Annotated in this window: 11 protein-coding genes; 3 read left to right on the top strand and 8 right to left on the bottom strand. The window is 46.5% G+C overall.

What is annotated here, in order from left to right:
* Window positions 1-52: 52 nt before the first annotated feature.
* The 5 genes from C1N53_RS03030 to C1N53_RS03015 form a co-directional block, all read right to left on the bottom strand.
* The gene (locus C1N53_RS03030) at window positions 53-2,032 is read right to left on the bottom strand and encodes a tetratricopeptide repeat-containing sensor histidine kinase (protein ID WP_137757922.1); all 1,980 of its coding nucleotides are present in this window, start codon (window positions 2,030-2,032) and stop codon (window positions 53-55) included.
* 302 nt (window positions 2,033-2,334) lie between these two features.
* Complete coding sequence (locus C1N53_RS03025) at window positions 2,335-3,504, bottom strand: DUF692 family multinuclear iron-containing protein (RefSeq protein ID WP_240773366.1); 1,170 nt, start codon at window positions 3,502-3,504, stop codon at window positions 2,335-2,337.
* On the bottom strand, window positions 3,491-3,655 hold the full coding sequence (locus C1N53_RS22445) for a hypothetical protein (protein ID WP_168193947.1): 165 nt from the start codon (window positions 3,653-3,655) through the stop codon (window positions 3,491-3,493). Before C1N53_RS22445 ends, C1N53_RS03025 begins: the two co-directional genes overlap by 14 nt.
* Window positions 3,656-3,772: 117 nt before the next feature.
* Entirely contained in the window at window positions 3,773-4,978 is a 1,206-nt protein-coding gene (locus tag C1N53_RS03020; protein ID WP_137757921.1) for a hypothetical protein, read from the bottom strand.
* Between the two features lie 147 nt (window positions 4,979-5,125).
* Window positions 5,126-8,914 (bottom strand): T9SS type A sorting domain-containing protein, encoded by a 3,789-nt coding sequence (locus tag C1N53_RS03015; protein ID WP_137757920.1) that lies wholly within the window; start codon window positions 8,912-8,914, stop codon window positions 5,126-5,128.
* Window positions 8,915-9,182: 268 nt separating this feature from the next.
* Here C1N53_RS03015 and C1N53_RS03010 point away from each other — a divergent pair, with 268 nt between their 5' ends.
* Complete coding sequence (locus tag C1N53_RS03010; RefSeq protein WP_137757919.1) at window positions 9,183-10,367, top strand: acetyl-CoA C-acyltransferase; 1,185 nt, start codon at window positions 9,183-9,185, stop codon at window positions 10,365-10,367.
* Window positions 10,368-10,510: 143 nt separating this feature from the next.
* Window positions 10,511-11,818 carry a toxin-antitoxin system YwqK family antitoxin gene (locus C1N53_RS03005; RefSeq protein WP_137757918.1) on the top strand — a complete coding sequence of 436 codons (1,308 nt, stop codon included), beginning with the start codon at window positions 10,511-10,513 and terminating at the stop codon, window positions 11,816-11,818.
* Window positions 11,819-11,878: 60 nt separating this feature from the next.
* On the opposite strand, the gene C1N53_RS03000 is transcribed toward C1N53_RS03005, so the two are convergent.
* The 3 genes from C1N53_RS03000 to C1N53_RS02990 form a co-directional block, all read right to left on the bottom strand.
* Complete coding sequence (locus C1N53_RS03000; protein WP_137757917.1) at window positions 11,879-13,120, bottom strand: sialidase family protein; 1,242 nt, start codon at window positions 13,118-13,120, stop codon at window positions 11,879-11,881.
* 47 nt (window positions 13,121-13,167) lie between these two features.
* Window positions 13,168-15,456: a TonB-dependent receptor gene (locus C1N53_RS02995; protein ID WP_137757916.1), complete on the bottom strand. Its 2,289-nt coding sequence runs from the start codon at window positions 15,454-15,456 to the stop codon at window positions 13,168-13,170.
* 109 nt (window positions 15,457-15,565) lie between these two features.
* Window positions 15,566-15,943, bottom strand: a complete 378-nt coding sequence (locus tag C1N53_RS02990; protein ID WP_137757915.1) for a hypothetical protein — start codon at window positions 15,941-15,943, stop codon at window positions 15,566-15,568.
* A 408-nt stretch (window positions 15,944-16,351) separates the two neighbouring features.
* On the opposite strand from C1N53_RS02990, the gene bioB reads away from it, so the two are divergent.
* A complete protein-coding gene (gene bioB, locus C1N53_RS02985) occupies window positions 16,352-17,356 on the top strand; it encodes a biotin synthase BioB (protein WP_137757914.1) in 1,005 nt (334 codons plus the stop codon).
* Window positions 17,357-17,371: the final 15 nt, after the last annotated feature.

The raw sequence follows: 17,371 nt of genomic DNA, 5'->3' as shown, positions 1-17,371 counted from the left end.
GTCCTCACCTATACCTCAGTGCGTAAGCCGCTGTAAAAGCCACTATGAATTTTTATACAACCGTTTCCCGCCTTACTTGCACTGCTTTGGGCAGAACTATGAAAAAAGTACTTCCTTTACCTGCTTCGCTCTCCACCTGAATACTGCCGTTGATGCTTTCCAGCAGTTCTTTGCTCAGCATCAGCCCTAAACCCGTGCCTTTTTCGTTGGAGGTGCCTAGCGTAGTATAACGTTTTTCGGTGAACAGTCCTGCCAGGTGCTCCGGCAGTATGCCCTTGCCATGATCACGGATAGCCAATACTACTTTTTCTTCCTGCTCTTCTGCCGTAAGCCTGATTTCTCCACCGGCATAAGAAAACTTAATAGCGTTCATTAACAGGTTGCGCAGTACGAAATTCAACCTTTCTTTATCGGCTACAGCTACTTTATTTGCAGCAATACCGTTTATCAACTGAACACCCTTTTTCTCTGCCTCCGAAACCGCCAAGTATATATTTTCATCGGCTACTATATGAAGGTCTACCTCCTTCAGCTCAACAGATGATTCTTTTAACTGTGCCTTTGCCCAGATCAGCACATTGTCCAGCATGCTCATTGCCACCGACATCTCCCGCTCCAGCAGACCGAAGATATGCTTCACTTCCTGCTCCGTCATGGTTCGTTTTTTTGCCAGCCCCAGGATACCTTTTATGGAATTTAAAGGACTCCGCAGGTCGTGAGAGACAATGGAAAATACTTTGTTTTTAAAGCCATCAAGCTTGCCAAGCCTTTCGTTCTGTTCTTTTAAGACTAGTGCCTGCGAGCAGATTTCATTTTTCTGCTGCACAATTTCTGTGTGCTGCCGCTGCATAAAAAGGTGTGCCTCCTGCAGCTTTTTGAACGCAGTTCTTAATCGAAGCTTCCCAGCTATCACTACTATAAGTAAGGCAAATAAAAGCACAGTAAGGGCAGCACCCATCATAAATGACTTGTGGTGGTGCGCTATCTCCAGTGCTTTCTTATCACTTTCTGCTCTTAAATTTGCGTTTTCCAGCTCTTTCTGCTCGGTTTCATATTTAGCCGTTAACTCCGACTCAATTTTGGTGCGGCTTTCTGCATTCATTAATTCGCTTTGCCTGGTGTAAAGCGACTGATATTTATACGCCAGGTCGTACTGTTGCAGCGATGCGTAAATTTCGTGCATCAGCTGTGCCGCTTCTGCAATTTTTTTTCCCGATTCCACTTTTTCAGCCATTGCCAGACTTTGGCGGGCATATTTCAGGGCCTCCACTCGGTTACCTACAGCTTGGTAAATTTTGGCTATTCTGCCCAGTGAAGCCATCAGAATCATGTCATGATGCAACTCCTGATTCAGACGAACCGACTCAAACAGGTATGGAAGCCCTTCCTCAGGATGATCAAAATACAGGTGCACATTCCCAATGTTATGCAAACTGATGGCCCAGCTCTTCTTGTCGCCGATTTCCTCCTGTAGGGCTGCCGCTTTCTGAAAGAACTCCAGTGCTTTTTTGTATTCACCTTTCTCTTCGTATACATTGCCCAGGTTATTGTACACCTTGCCCAGGCTCTTCTTATTATTGGTTTTCTCCGACAGCGCAGAAGCAGCACTGTAATTTTTTACAGCCCTGTCTAAATCTTTAATTTTAAAGTAAATGCTTCCAAGATTTAGGTAAGAAGCGGTTAGGCTGGCAGTATCCTGCATTTCATTTGCCATTTTCAGCGCTTTATAGTGGCAGTCCATTGCCTGGTCGTACTCACCAGTGATCAGGTAAGCATTTCCCAACAGGTTCAGGGCTTTGGAATTTCCAAGCCTGTACCCAGAGGCTGTTGCCAGCTGATCTGCTGCCAGCGCATATTCCTTTGCCTTCTTTACATCCGTAAGCAGGTATTCTTTGCTCAGGTTACAGTTTGCCATAATTCTGGCCGAATCTGTCTGCGCTTTCGACAATTCCACCTGCAAACTATCTATAACTTTATTTTGTGCCTGGAGCGTACCCGAAAGAAGAAGTAATAACAGTAAAATTGATTTCATAAAAGAGGATTGCTGCGAAATAGCCCTTCCATGCACAAGGCAAAGTTCAAGTGATAAGTTTAAAAAGAAGGAAAAAGGTTTAATAATTCAGACTATCCCGTAAAAATCACAAAATAAAAAAGAAAATAATCAATACCCTAACCTGCACTTATATTTGTTTAAAATATTGATTTACAAACAAAAACATAACATCCAACATAGACAAACATAGCATATAGCTATATTAAAATACACTTCAACAACGCTTTAAAATGCAAGTAAAACCCTTTATAAAAAACAGGATTTCTATTGTAGAACAGGTATTACTTCCGCCATTTCTGTGCAATACTGATGGCCGTTTCCAGCATATGCGGAGCCCAGCTTTCAATTTGCCATTCGGAGTTTGCCAGGGAAGAAGACCGGAGCAACTGCAAAGCTTCTTCGTATGAAGTTGCCGTCTCCAGGATGTGCGACAGGGTGTATTGTTGCGCCTGCAGCGTTTTGTCTTCTGCGGCAGCGCCTGGTTGCAAGGGGTGAGAGGGAAGAAAAAGATTTTTAGCGGCGGGTTTCCTGGTAGTTGTGTGGCGCTTTACCAGTTCCTCCATCTTCAGGAAATCTTGCCGGAATTGTATTCTGCTACTTTCAAGTTTTAAGCCGTTCCCAAGCTGTTCCAGCACTACGTACTTCAGTTCAGGGCATAGCGGCAAGGCATACTCCAGCAACTGAAAAACCTCAGCAGGTACTGCATCGTCGTGGGTGTCGCGTCTTATCCTGATGGCCGGGTCAAGCACAGAACTTTCCCAGCTGCCTCCTGAAATATGGATTTCACGCACCCGGTGCAAAGGATAGAGCTGCATAAGCTCTTCAAATGACACAGAAAAGTTATGCAACTGGCAGTATAAATTGTGCAGGTCCAGGATAATGAAACCGTTCACTGGCTCCACCAGCTTTTCCAGGAAATGCCCATGCTGCTTTACCTCATCCAACGAGTAGGAGAAAGCCAGGTTCTCCAGGCCGACAGGGCGCTGGCAGGCATCCGAGATGCGCATTAGCCTGTCCTGCCCGATGCGTAGGGTGCTGCTGGTATACGGTATGTTAAGGGGAGCTCCGTAATGGAAATTCTGCCCGGTAAAGAAGCCGAAGTGCTCTGTTATATGGTCGAAGTGAAACTGCCGGCAGACCTGCTTTAGATGCTCTAGCCATTGCTGCTGCTCTTTTGTCCATTTACCTGAAACCAAGGAAAAGAACACCCCATGCCCAACCAGTCTCTCCTCTCCACTATAGGTATGGAGTAGTTCTGAAAACCAGTCAGGGACCTGCTCCGCCCAATACAGGGTATCAAAGGACCATTCCAGTGCCTCTACCCTCCCCTCTTCCAGCAATGGAAAGGCAGCGGAGAGAATATCTGTATCTAAATTACAGGCAATGGACGCGAACACTTCAGGCGCTTTCATGATAGCCAGATAGCTCTGAACTACCTTATCCCATGCCACAGGCAGGGCAGTTAGCAGGATATGTCTTTACCTCTTTTCCCTTTGTTCCTTGTTCTGCGGTTGGCTCTGGCAGTTCGCCTTTAGTACAGCTGCTTGTCTGCACGGTTATACCAACCAGTATAGCTCCAAGTAAGGCTTTCGGAATTCTCATAATACTGATCATTTAAAGATTCGTGATTAACTGATATATAGTGTGTTTATAGAGAAGATTCTGTTTTAGAGAAAAGGGTTGCATTGCTTTTATTTTTTCAGATAAAAATCAGCATTATCAGTAATCCCGTTTTAATACTCTGCCAAACCCGCCTATGCCAATAGTTATAGAATGAAAGTTACCATTGTACCCGGTGTATTTCCAGTTAAACTGCGGCTGATTATAGGAGTACCGGATTCTGGCGAACCAATAAGATTCTTCTCCATTCGCATGTCTCATAACAGCCGTAGTCTTACCTAGTTTCAGGTCCAGGCTTAGACCTGCTGTATATGTTGTCGTAAACGAGAGGCCCACATCCTTATATTCCGGAATCTGTTCGATATCGTGCGCCGTGGGAGAAATGTGCATCGAAGAAATACCAGCAAACGGTGCCAGTTTTACATATCTGTTGTCCAGGACAGCGTAGCCCAGCGAGGCCTCCGGTAAAAATACACGTGCCTGCGCACCGTCGCTCCAGATAGCATCCGGAAAAGGAAGCGCATTTTTAGTTTTGCTAAAGCCGATATAGTTGCGCAAGTATAAGCCCCACCGGTTATAGAAAATATCGAAGGCTATACCCATCGGGATGCTGTTATTGAAATTTGTCTCCAGGTTTTCGGTAAAGCTGCCGTAGCCGGAAAAGAATTCAAAGGCAAATCCCCATGTAGAGGGTTTAAAAGCAAACCGGATATAACTCTTCACATACGGATTGTACTTAGAATCAGGAAATGCCGCTAAGTACTGTTCTGCCTGCCTGTTCAGGTCTTCCTGCACATCAGGTGTTTGCTCTGTGTCTGAAAGAAGGTAATCAAGATTTAGTATTAGAACATTCTTTTCGGCATCGGTTAAATCTGACAGCTGAATTTTAAGCTTGGCCTCCGCCTGCTTTCCCATCAGGTATGAAAGCAGCTTTTCCGCCAACACATCCTGGCGCGGTCTGATCCGGGTTCTGGAAACAGACACCAAGATCGAATCAGCCATAAGCATATCCTGCAGCACGAGCGGGTACTGCTCTGTCCAGTAATACAGCAGCCACTTTTCCAGCGGATAAAATGCCACATAATCGGCATCTTCTTCATAGGTGACCAGGTATTGCAGCACCTCCCGCACTTTTTCCTGGTCACCTGCCAGGAACTTTTCCAGCAACAACCTTCTGCCTTTGTCAATCATCCCGGCTTTCGACTCCTGGTAATTCAGAATTTCATTCCGTAAACTATCCGTTTGGGCAAAGGTGCTGAGGCTGATAAAGAACAGGGGTATTAGAACTAGAAGTTTTTTGGTCATAGGTAAAGGTGCTGCTGTCAATTAAATTTATACAATCTTTGTTTAGGTTTGTAAGCAATGCTTTAAATTAATTTTAGCAGCAAGTCTTAAAAACAGGAAAGCCCGGCTTAAAGCCGGGCTTTCCTGTTAGTGCTGTAAGTAAGCTTGTTACTGCTTTACAACTTTAAGTGACTGTGTGCTTGACCCGTTGCTGATTTTCAGGTAGTAAATGCCTGAGGTCATTTTCAGGCTTTTCGTGTTCAACGTGATGGTGCCATTTTTCACTTTATGGGATTTGCTGTATATCGCCTGTCCGTTCTTATCATAAATCACCACTTCTACCTCTCCTGCATCTGCACTTTCAAACTCAATGTTCAGCACATCTGCCACAGGGTTTGGAGACACGGCAAAAGAAACTTCCGGCTCATAAGCACCTGAAGCAGCGCAGCTACCCAATGTAGCACCTTTAGCCAGATGCTCTTCTACTGCATTAATTGAAACGCACAGTGTTTTCTCTTTGCCAGGCTTGCCTGATGGATTGTGGCAAAGCAGTACTTTCTGGTTGTTTCCGTTATTGCTGCAGCTTACATTTACCACATGCACCTGTACCGCATCCGTAGTTGTTCTGCCTCTGGCATCGGTAACAGTTACGGTGTATACGGTGCTCACCTCAGGGCATACCGAGATGGTTGCCGTGGTTTCTCCGGTGCTCCAGCTATAAGTATAACCTGCTTCTCCACCTGTAGCACTTGCAGTAAGCGTAGCGCAGGCAGTCGGAGGATAACCAAAATATACTGTTTTATCGGCACCGGCATCAGCTACCAATGGCTCGTTAAACTCGAACCTCGTCATCACCGGCAAGTGATCCGAAGTTGTATTGGCGTAGTTCGGAATAAGGTTAAACGGTATGATCAGAGTTTCAGAACCCGCATAATACTCGTCGTATAGTTCATCGCTGATGGTAATATGATCGATAACGTTATCTTGTGTGATGAATGAGCGTAAACCTGCTTCACTTAGAGTAGAGGTTACCACTCTGAAATTGTCTGCCGTCACAAAAGAAGCATACGTAGAAGCACCGCCGCCAATCGACTCGTCCACATCGTCGTTGTAATCACCTAACAGGATCAGGTTCACATCAGGGTAATACTGGTCCAGCGTATCTTTCAGCGCCTGTACATCATAGCGCCTGCGGATAAGATCGGCATTGGCAGAACCAGACTTCGCATGAATATTAATCAGGCTGATTCTTTCGGTAACACCTTCTATGGTAGCATCTACCGTCAGCATATAAGGTAACCTGCCGCTCGACCAGAAAGAAGAAGGGCTGGTTGGGTAATTATTCAGAGGCGTGCTGGCTCCGGTTCGGGCTGCATCATACATCTCCTCAAAAACCACTCTGTCGCTTACAACAGAAATAAAGGCTGTATTATAGATAAAGCAAACCTTTTGTTCCGGGAAAGTAGGATCTGGTCCGTTAAATGAGTAAGAGAAGCGATCAGAGCATACACGCGCATAGCCCGGCAGCATATCCACCAGTTGCTGTAACAGATTCTCATCCGATATTTCCTGCACGGCAATAATATCCGCCTTGGAGCTCTCGATCACTTTCTTCGCATTCTGAAGCTGCAGCTGCACATCAGACGGACCATAAGTAGGCAGTGTAGAGCCAAAGAACTCCATGTTCCAGCTCATGACATCCAGTGTTTTGGCAACAGGCACATCAGAACCAGCCGCAACGTAAGGTCTGGTACCAGGAAGATCGGCTTCGAAGCGTGGCAGCAACTGGGGAGTACCTCTGAAACTACCTACTACACCAGTTATGGTAACAGCATCCTGTGGCTTTACACGGCCCACCAGGCTTTGCACATCTCCATCAATCCTTACCTGCAGGGTGGCAGTGCCGTCTGTAACATTGTAGTTGCTTTCCGGGAACAGCAGGCCGCGCTTGTCAGTAAAGCTTACACCTGGCACAGCAACCAACTGCCCTTCGTAAGCAGCCACCTGAGAGGCAGTAATAATCACAGGCGTAATCGGGTTAGTAGCCACTCCGTAGCTTTCAACCTTCACCACATCTACTAACTGCAACTGCTGGTTAAACTCTCCTATCACCGCTGTTACCTGTATCGAATCTCCGATCTGGTAGTTGCCCGGACCGTGAACTGCATATCCGAAAACAGCTATACCACCTGTTGTATCTTGTATAAAAGCCGGACCGCCCAATTCGCTCGCAGCTGTTATGGTGCCGTTAACAATAACAGGAGTTCCTATGCGCAAGGCTCTTGCCTGTGCAATATTTACCTGCTGTGGCTCCGGATCTGGTTCTGGCTCAGGCTCTCCGATACCGAACAGCTGCCCTGTATTAACGGCATTATAGGTACTGGCCATAGAAGAAGACCAGGTAAAATCTTGGTAAATAAAACCTGAACCCGTTAACTGCAATGAAGTGTTTAATGGTGTATTAGCATCCTGTTCTACACCAATATCAGTACTTAACATGCCGGCTGCTGGTCCGTTTGTCGCAGTAAAAACACCCTCATAGCTCAGGAACTGCAACACAGAATCAGCCGCATTTACAAGAGCAATACCATCAGGGGCGCCATTCTGTAAACCACTGATTGGAAAGAAAACAGTACCGAAACCGTTCTGCTGGTTCGGAATAGTACCAGATAAGGTTATGATTGGCGCATACGTAGCTCCGTTGCTACCATTGTAAGGAATCAGTCTCCAGCCACTCAGGTCGGTACCGGCCTTACCTGCCAGTTCTACTCCCTCGTTCACATCTGTACCCACGTTATCGTAGTGGAGCTCGTTGATGAAAACTATATCGCCCTGAGGCAGGAATACCTGGCCGTTGTTTACCTCGTTATAAGTAGAGGCAAGAGCTGCTGTCCAGGTAAAATCTTCGTATGCTGAACCTATACCAGTTAGCTGCAGCGTTAGCCCGATAGCTTCAGAACCAGTCTGCAACACACCAATATCGGTGCTCGTCATGCCATTGGCAGGACCGTTTGTCGCGGTAAAAGCACCTTCATAGCTTAAAAACTGCACTACTTTACCTGCAGCATCTACCAAAGCAATGCCATCGGGTGCACCATTCTGCAAACCATTTATCGGGAAGAAAACAGCGCCATAGCCGTTCTGCTGATTGGGGATGATACCCGATAAGTTAACAATCGGGTTGTAGGTAGCGCCATTGCTTCCGTTATAAGGCACCAGTTGCCACCCAGCTAAGTTCGTACCTGCTAAACCCGCCACTTCCACACCTTCGTTTACATCGGTACCGGCATTATCGTAGTGTATCTCATTAATGAAAACAATGACTTTGCCTGGTGTCTCCGGCTGAGGATCCGGCTCTGGTTCCGGTTCAGGATCGGGGGTTGTACCGCCACCGCCAGTACCAAAGCCCTGGTTGTTATTAGCAGCTCCGAAAGTGCTTTGCGCTTCTGCAACCCAGGTAAAATCAGTATAAACCTTTCCAGTGCCGCTTAACTGCAACGAAAAGGTTTCGGGACCTGTTCCAGGCTGCGAAACTCCTATATCGGTGCTGCTCATGCCATTGGCCGGGCCGCTTGTTGCTACAAAAGCACCTTCGTAGCTTAAGAACTGTACCACCTGGTTATTGGCATCTACCAGGGCTACACCGTCTGGAGATCCATTCTGGATTCCAGCATAAGGTACATGCACAAACCCATAGCCGTTTGCCTGGTTTGCAATGATACCTGAAAGTGAACGAGTGCCATAAGAAGCGCCCCCGCTCCCGTTGTAAAATACAATGCTCCAACCAGTGAGATCTGTTCCGGCCGGGCCTGCCACTTCAACTCCTTCGTTGACATCGGCCCCGTTATTGTCGTAGTGAATTTCATTGATAAAGACGCTCTGCCCTGCTGCCTGTTCCGGGAAAACAAGGGATATGAGAACGCTACAAAGGAAGACAAGTAGTAGAGTTTGCTTCATTAAAGTAGGTTTTAGTTAAAGAAATTTTTTCGGTGCAATAATCTTAATAAAAAATTACAAAATAAACCAGCTTATGTTATTTAATCATTAATTTGAACGTCAATCAGTTCCCTGTTCAGATGATTAGTGCGTATGGTATAGGCTTCGCTACCACGCAGTTTAACCATTTCTCTTTGCTTCCGTGACTCCACTTACCCCCTAACGAATGTTAGCTTTATCAGCAGAAATTCGTAACTTCACACAACAACATAAATTCTGTTAAAAAACTATGCAAACAAAAGAAGTATATATTATATCAGCCGTTCGGACTCCTATTGGCAGTTTTGGTGGTGCGCTCGCCAGTCTTTCTGCCACAGAGTTGGGTGCTGCAGCCATAAAAGGAGCCTTAGAGCGTGCTGGGGTAGCTAAAGAACTGGTACAGGAGGTGATTATGGGTAATGTGTTGTCGGCCAACCTGGGCCAGGCACCTGCCAGACAAGCTGCCATTAAAGCCGGCCTCGGTTACAATGTGGAGTGTACTACCGTAAACAAAGTATGTGCTTCCGGCACGAAAGCCATTATGTTTGCGGCTCAGGCCATTATGCTGGGGCATAAAGATGTAATAGTAGCCGGTGGCATGGAAAGCATGTCTAATGTGCCTTTCTACCTCGAAAAAGCGCGGTTCGGAGCTAAACTAGGACATGGCCAGATGACCGACGGTTTGTTAAAAGATGGTCTTTGGGATGTATATAATGATTTTCATATGGGTAACGCGGCAGAAAATACAGCCCGTGAGATGAAAATCACCCGCGAAATGCAGGATGAATACGCCATCGGCTCTTACCGAAAAGTAGCCGAAGCCGCCGAAGCAGGCTTACTCAAAGATGAAATAATTCCGGTTGAAATTCCTCAGCGTGGAAAAGAGCCGCTGGTAGTTACAGAGGACGAAGAATACAGAAAAGTAAACTTCGATAAAATACCGGGCCTGAAACCGGTTTTCGATAAGGCGGGCACGGTAACAGCCGCTAATGCCTCTACCCTGAACGATGGGGCTGCTGCCGTACTGCTGATGAGCAAGGAAAAAGCCGAGGAACTGGGCGTAAAGCCTATTGCCAGAATACTAGGCTTTGCCGATGCCGAGCAAGACCCGATCTGGTTTACCACTACTCCGGCGCTGGCTATACCAAAAGCCCTGAAGCATGCAGGTATAGAACCAGGTGAAGTTGATTTCTATGAGATCAATGAGGCCTTCTCGGTTGTGTCGCTGGCTAATAACCAGAAGCTTGGCCTGGAAGGCGGTAATGTAAACGTATTTGGTGGAGCCGTTTCGCTCGGTCACCCGCTGGGGGCTTCGGGCGCACGCATTCTGGTAACCCTTTGCAATGTACTCGATAAAAAAGGTGGCAGGATTGGCGTTACCGGTATCTGCAACGGCGGTGGCGGAGCTTCTTCTCTTGTAATAGAAAAGCTATAATTCCGGAATTTGTATATAATTTGCAGGCAGCCTTACGTTAACCCGTAAGGCTGCTTTTGTTTTGCCCGGGCTTTAAACTGCTGCTGATGAATTTTTTAGGCAGGCTTTTTGTCTATTGTCTATAACCACTTGATATGTTATTTATGAGTCGATTTCTTTCATTGCTTTTCACCTTGCTGCTACTGAAAGTTGCCGCTGTTGCTCAATCGAAAGTGATCACCTATCACAACAACGAAAGCTCTTCTGTAAAGGAAGTATATTACATCACACCTGATTCTCTTATAGTAGGGTATTATAACCGCTTCTACCCAACCGGCGAACGTGAAGCTCTGGTGAAATTTGTAGAAGGAAAACGTGACAGCGTTTTAACCGAGTTTTATCCCAACGGACAACCAAAGCTCCAGATCTCTTACAAGCAGAATATCAAACACGGGCCCTTTAAAGCATACCATCCAAACGGCAAGGTATTGCAGGAAGGTATGTATGAGAACGACCAGCAAAGCAACGTGATCAAAACCTTTTATGCCGATGGCACAGTACGGCAGGAAGCCAGTTTTTTGAACGGTTTCCCGGAAGGGCTGGTAAAGGAATTCTATCCATCCGGCAAGGTAAAATCTGAGATATACTATAAAAACAACCAGCAGAACGGACTGGCCAAAACCTATTACGAGAATGGCATATTAAACACGGAAGCCACCTATAACAATGGCATGCTGGAAGGCTCCTATAAAACATACTTCGATAACGGGCAACTGGAAATGGAAGTACAGAATGTGGCGGGGCAGAAAAACGGCAGTTACAAAAGCTATTATAAAAGCGGTAAGTTAAGCACAGAAGGCACTTTTCAGGCTGGCAAAATGCATGGCTTAGCCAAAGCTTTTTACGAAAATGGGCAGCCACGTAGTGTAATTACCTACAAAAACGGGGAGCCTAGCGGCATCAGCAAGGTGTTTTACGAAGATGGCACCCTTCTGGAAGAAGGCAACCACAGCAACAACGACAGCAAAATTACCCACTACTATCCTTCAGGTCATGTAAAGGACGAAGAAGTATTTAAAAAGAAGCAGCGCCACGGTGTCTGGAAAGAATATTATGATGCTCCCGGAAAACCGATACAGGCTTCTGAAACATACGTGACAGACATATTACAGGGAGAAAAACTCCTGTACTATGAAAACGGTCAGGTCATGGAAAAGTATAACTACGACAAAGGCAAAATATTAGGCGTCAGCCAGGCTTTCCACCCGTCGGGCAAATTAAAGTCTGAGACAAATCACAAAAACGGTCTCCGTTTCGGCCCTTTTAAGCAATACTTCGAGGACGGAAAAGTAGAGGTACTGGGCCAGTTCAGGAATAACCGCGCTACCGGCACCTGGAAATACCACGATGCCACCGGCAAAGTAGTCCGCACTGCCGAATACCGCAACGGAGAGATTGTGAGTGAAAAGTAAAAGTTAAAAGGCAGAAGGTGAGAAAGGCTTTTACAAAATCCTCTAACCTTCTGCCTTCACCTACTTTACCAGCACCTTCTTCCACCATACCTGGCTTCCGGAATCTTCTTTCAAAGTATAGGCTACCAGCAAATTTTCCTGGTCTATTGGCAACACCACCGGATAAATTGCCCGGAGTGAATCTGGTGTCAGGCGGGAACTACTTATGAACTGCCCCTGCTGATCTCTCAGTTGTAAACCAATCCTGTTTCCGAATTTTTCGGCCTGCTGTACCCGTTCGTCCCACACAATAGCCAGTTTACCTCCGCCGTAAGACACCATTTGAGGATGCTTGGCTGATGGCAGGTTACTTACTGCTTCCCGTGGTGTAAAGGCAGCTCCTTCCCGTTTGTGGCTGTAAAAAACACCGCTTCCACCACCCATGGTATACCAGGCAAAGTGCATCCCCTGCTGGTTAGATGCCAGCGCAGGCCCTGTATGAGGGCAGCCATTAATAGACCAGTTATCCTCGCTGATGCGCGCTCTTTCCGAAAAGGTCTTGCCATTGTCGGCTGAGTACATGTGCATCATATCCCGAATACTGTCGTTTAAAATGGCCCTGTAAGCCACATGCAGCCGATCCTGTTCATCAACATACAGATCGGTGCGGCAGCACTGGCAAAGCTGTTGGTCTATTACTTTTTCACTTACAAAACCATTCCGGCCCTGTGTGCTGGAAAAGTAGAGCGAGGAGCCTTCTTTGGTGCTGGTTTTGCGCGAATCGAGCCAGATAGCTCCAACTTCGCCATCTGGCAATAAGGCCACATCAAAATAGCGTTCGTCTATACTGCTTTCGGCATTCTCAGCCAATTGCCTGGCACTTGTCCAGGTAGCTCCCCCATCAAAGCTCTGGGTATAAAAAACAAGTCCGGCATAACTGTTTTCAGGATTTGGATTGCTGACGGCGAACATAGCCAGCATTTCTCCATTCTTCTTAAAGATCAGTTTCGATAAATTCTCGTCGTGCGGGTACACACCAGCTGAAGCAGGAATAGCCCTTGGCAAACTGAAGTTTTCTCCTCCGTCTTTCGATACAGCATAGGTTAAAAGGTAATTGCCGATTGTATCCTGTGCCTGCACCCAGCACAGCACTATATTTCCTTCGTGGTCTTGGGTAAGATACGGACAGGAGCCGTTTAGCCCCTTCTGCGATATCTGAACCGCTACAGACTCCTGTTCTTCTGTCTGCTGAGTAGGCTGGCATCCTGTTACAGCAAAAGCCAGGCATATTACCATATAAAACAGCGCAAATCTTCTTTTCATAAATAAAGTAAATGGTTGTAAACCTGATAAATGAATTCTAAAAATTACTACTGCCTGGCAGCAAAACTATAGCCCAGGCCCAGGTGAAAAACTCTGGGAGTACCTTGCCTGTAGCTTTTGCCATAGGCAGTTTTCTCGGCAGTCGTGGCGTACAGCTGGTTGGCCAGGTTCAGGCTGTTCAGCCATATTTCAAAACCTTTTATTGTATAGCCCACCCTGCCATTCAACAAATTATAGCCATTGTAATATTCGGTATTGGCCGCATCCATATAGTACTTGCCCAGGTGCAGCCACTCCAGGCTCAGGCGCAGGCCCTGCACAAAAACAGGTCTGAAAGTAACTTCGGTGTTGGAAATAAAGCGGGGCGCTGTCGCCATCTCGTTATTATTGAAGCCTACGCCACGCTCTTCGTACTCTTGGAAATAATGGCGGGCATTGGTGCCACTGAAGCGTATGGAAACAAGGTCTGATGGAGCATACTTCAAGGTATATTCTACCCCTTGATGCTTGGTTCGGCCAGCATTCTGGTTCTGGTATGATCCGTCCGGCAAGCGTACCGAAATAATTTCATTTGTGCCGTTCAACTGATAAAAGCTAATATCGAGATAGCCCCGGTGCTGCGCAAAGCTCACCCAGCCCCCTGCTTCGTAGTTTGTATAGTTAGATGGCTTAAGTGCAGGAACTTTTACGCCACGATATAGCTCCGTGATCTGAGGCGGGGCAAAGCCCACACTATAGTTGGCATAAAGTCCATTGCTCTTGCCCAGGTCGTATGTGAGTCCCAGTTTCGGGGACAGGCTTTTAAAACCGTTCTTTTCGTCGGGTGCACCGCTAAAGGCACTACCGGGCAGGTGGTTGTCGAAAGCATAGTCGAGCCTGTCGTAGCGCAGAGCCGCCACCAGCTTGAGCCTCTCCGCCGGATTCAGCTCCAGTTGTGCATACGCAGCAGAGTTCAGCAACTGTACCTGGTAATCGGTTAAAAGGGAATCTGTAGGAATATAACCTGTATAAACGCCGGTTGTACTTCTGTCTACAGTTATAAAATGAGCCTGATAAGTGGCAGGACTATAGTCGAAACTGATGCCTCCGATGAGTTGTCCATTTAAAACCGGCAGCCCTTTTTTATGCTGTGCTATTAATCCATAGCTTTCGAAAGCATCTTCGTTGATCTCTCCTTTTGCTTTTAAAGGATTTCCCTGCACATTGGATATGGAGTAAAAAGGGTTCTGACCAATGGCGTTGTTGCGGAAGAAAAGCGTTACCAGCGTATAGTTGTTTTCGTTCCAGGCATGTTCCAGGGTACTTCTTACGCGCAGGGCGTTTACTTTCCGGTACGTAAAAGTATGCAGGCTGGCGTATTCCTTGTTATAGAACCGGGTACTGTCCAGGCCACCGGTCTGGTCAGTAACATAGTCTATTAAACTGGCAGCAGTAGTCAGTTTACTTTTTACGCTTAGCTGGTAATCAGCTCGTAAGGTAAGTGCCAGTTTATCGAAATCGCTGTGGCTCATGATGCCGTTACGTTGCGAAGCATAATAGCCGCCTACATACACACCGAGCTTTCCAAAGGTATTGGAAGCAGAGAAATCGGTCCGCTTGTAGCCCAGATTGCTGGCTTCGGCCTGAACTCTGGCAGTAAATACCTGTGAGGGTGCCTGCGTAATAAAATTAACGGCTCCTCCGATTGCCTCACTTCCGTACAGCGACGAAGCAGGACCACGAATCACTTCTATGGACTTAAGCGCCGCCATATTTATTTCGATTAAGGCATTATGGTTAAAGTCTCCGCTTGTCCGGATCGGAATACCGTCCTCCAGGTACAAGAACAGGCTTTTGTAGCCAATGGGCTGCCGGATAGCCATTGTATGCTGTTCGTTACCGAGGTTTACCATATACACCCCGCTTACCTTGTTGAGCACCTGGTCTAAAGTTACAGGTTTAGTCTCTAACAAAACTTCTTTGCTGATGGCACTGATCGCAACAGGCACTTCTGTTCTGGCCTGTCCTTCCCGGCTTGCCGATACCACCACCTGGTTCAGCTGGCTGGCAGACCGGCGGAGCTGCACAAACAATCCGCTTGCACCCAAAGGCAACTGCTGCGGCAGATAGCCTACATAAGAAACAACGATGGTATCGGCCCCGGCTTTACTGTTTAGTTTGAAATGTCCGTTAAAATCAGTTACAGCACCACTTGTAGTACCTTTCAGCTGCACACTGGCACCTGTTAAAGCTTCTTTGGTGATCGCATCGACCACCTTCCCCTCAACCGCCGATTGAGCGTGAGCATACTGGCATAGTATTATGGCAAGCACAATACATGCAATTATTTTTTGCATTGAAATAGAATTTACAGTTTATGGAAAGACATGCTTTCCCAGTTTGCACAGCAAGTGCATAAACAGGAAAACAAAGGAAAAGGCTTCGCATAGCGGAGCTTAAAGAAAGTTAAACTGTAAATTGTGGCGGGCGGAAAACAGATCCGGGTCTTTTATCGGCACGTGCAGCCTTATACGCTGAACCAAACAGCTGAACGGACTCCGCTAAGTAAGGGTTCAGTTGAAAAAGAGGCTGGTAATATAACGTCACCTGAAAGGCTTGTTTCTGGGAATGCTCTGCTGCATGATCATCGGCCTCATCGGCATGCCGGAGTTTCTTTTTCAGGTAACAGCTTCCCTCGCAGGAAAGCTCCGGCTTATCTTTATTGATACAGAACATTTCTGTTATGTAGGCTCGGTTAGCTTCATAATCAACTACAATAAACACTTTGCTGAACACCTGTAACAGCATTACTACCAGCAGTGATATCGTAATTAAATTCTTCATAAAAAACCGAAGCCACAAAAGTAAGACAGAAGCAAAGAATTCAAAATGACCTACGTCATATATTTTATTCCTGCTCTGCACCCACACAACATTTCTGCCTGATCAAAACTGGCTTGGCCATGTTTCCTACACAAAATCCTTTACGGCTAATCATCGGGAACAAATACAGAAAATTGCCTCCAGCAACCGGCTGTCGCTGCACGGCTATTATGCAAGTTTTCATGATCAGGAAAATTCATGGCAAAGTTTGCGGGCTCCGCTTTTAAACAAATTCACAAAAGAATTTTTCCACAGAAAACATACAATAGCTGAAGTACTTAACTATTTATCCACCGAAGCTACCCATAGGTTTGATTTTTTATTCCTAAATCTTCAAATTACCTTCGTAATCCAAATAAGGGCACTATCATGCAAAACGGACTAAATACAGAAATTCGCAACGACTGGACTTTAGAAGAAACAAAGGCAATCTATTTTAAACCTGTACTGGAGCTGATTGTAGAGGCAGCACAGGTGCATAAGCAGTATCAGGCGACAGGTGAGGTGCAGGTATGTACGCTGCTATCTGTAAAGACAGGCGGTTGCCCGGAAGACTGTGCTTACTGCCCGCAGGCAGCACGTTTTCATACCGGCGTAGATGTACATAAACTTCTGAGCCAGGAGCAGGTGCTTGCTTCTGCCAAACGAGCCAAAGAAGGCGGTTCTACCCGTTTTTGTATGGGAGCAGCCTGGCGCGAAGTACGCGATAACCGCGATTTCGACCGGGTACTGGACATGGTAAAAGGTGTGAACAACCTGGGGCTGGAAGTATGCTGTACTTTGGGAATGGTAAATGAGTACCAGGCACAGAAACTGAAAGAGGCAGGGCTTTATGCTTATAACCACAACCTCGATACATCCGAAGAGCATTACGATAAAATCATCACCACCCGCACTTACGACGACCGCTTAGAAACCATTGATCATGTGCGCAATGCAGGTATATCTGTATGTTCAGGTGGAATTATCGGATTAGGTGAGACAGACGAAGACCGGATTGGCATGCTGTACACCTTATCTACCCTGGTACAGCACCCGGAGTCGGTACCGGTAAATGCCCTGGTTCCGGTAAAAGGAACTCCACTTGAAAACCAGCCAAGGGTATCGGTTTGGGAAATGGTACGTATGATCGCCACTGCCCGTATCCTGATGCCTAAAACGATGGTGCGCCTTTCGGCCGGTCGTGAGCAGATGAGTATTACAGAGCAGGCGCTTTGTTTTCTGGCAGGTGCAAACTCTATTTTTACAGGAGAAAAGCTTTTAACTACACCAAACCCTGATTTTGACCAGGACAAAGCCATGTTTGAGCTACTGGGCTTACAGCCTAGAAAATCATTTAAAGAGGAAGCCCAGCCCCAACCTGTGGTTGGGTAGATATTAGACACTGAA

The organism is Pontibacter sp. SGAir0037 (assembly GCF_005491705.1).
Taxonomy (GTDB): domain Bacteria; phylum Bacteroidota; class Bacteroidia; order Cytophagales; family Hymenobacteraceae; genus Pontibacter.
This window is presented reverse-complemented; position numbering and strand designations above follow the sequence as displayed.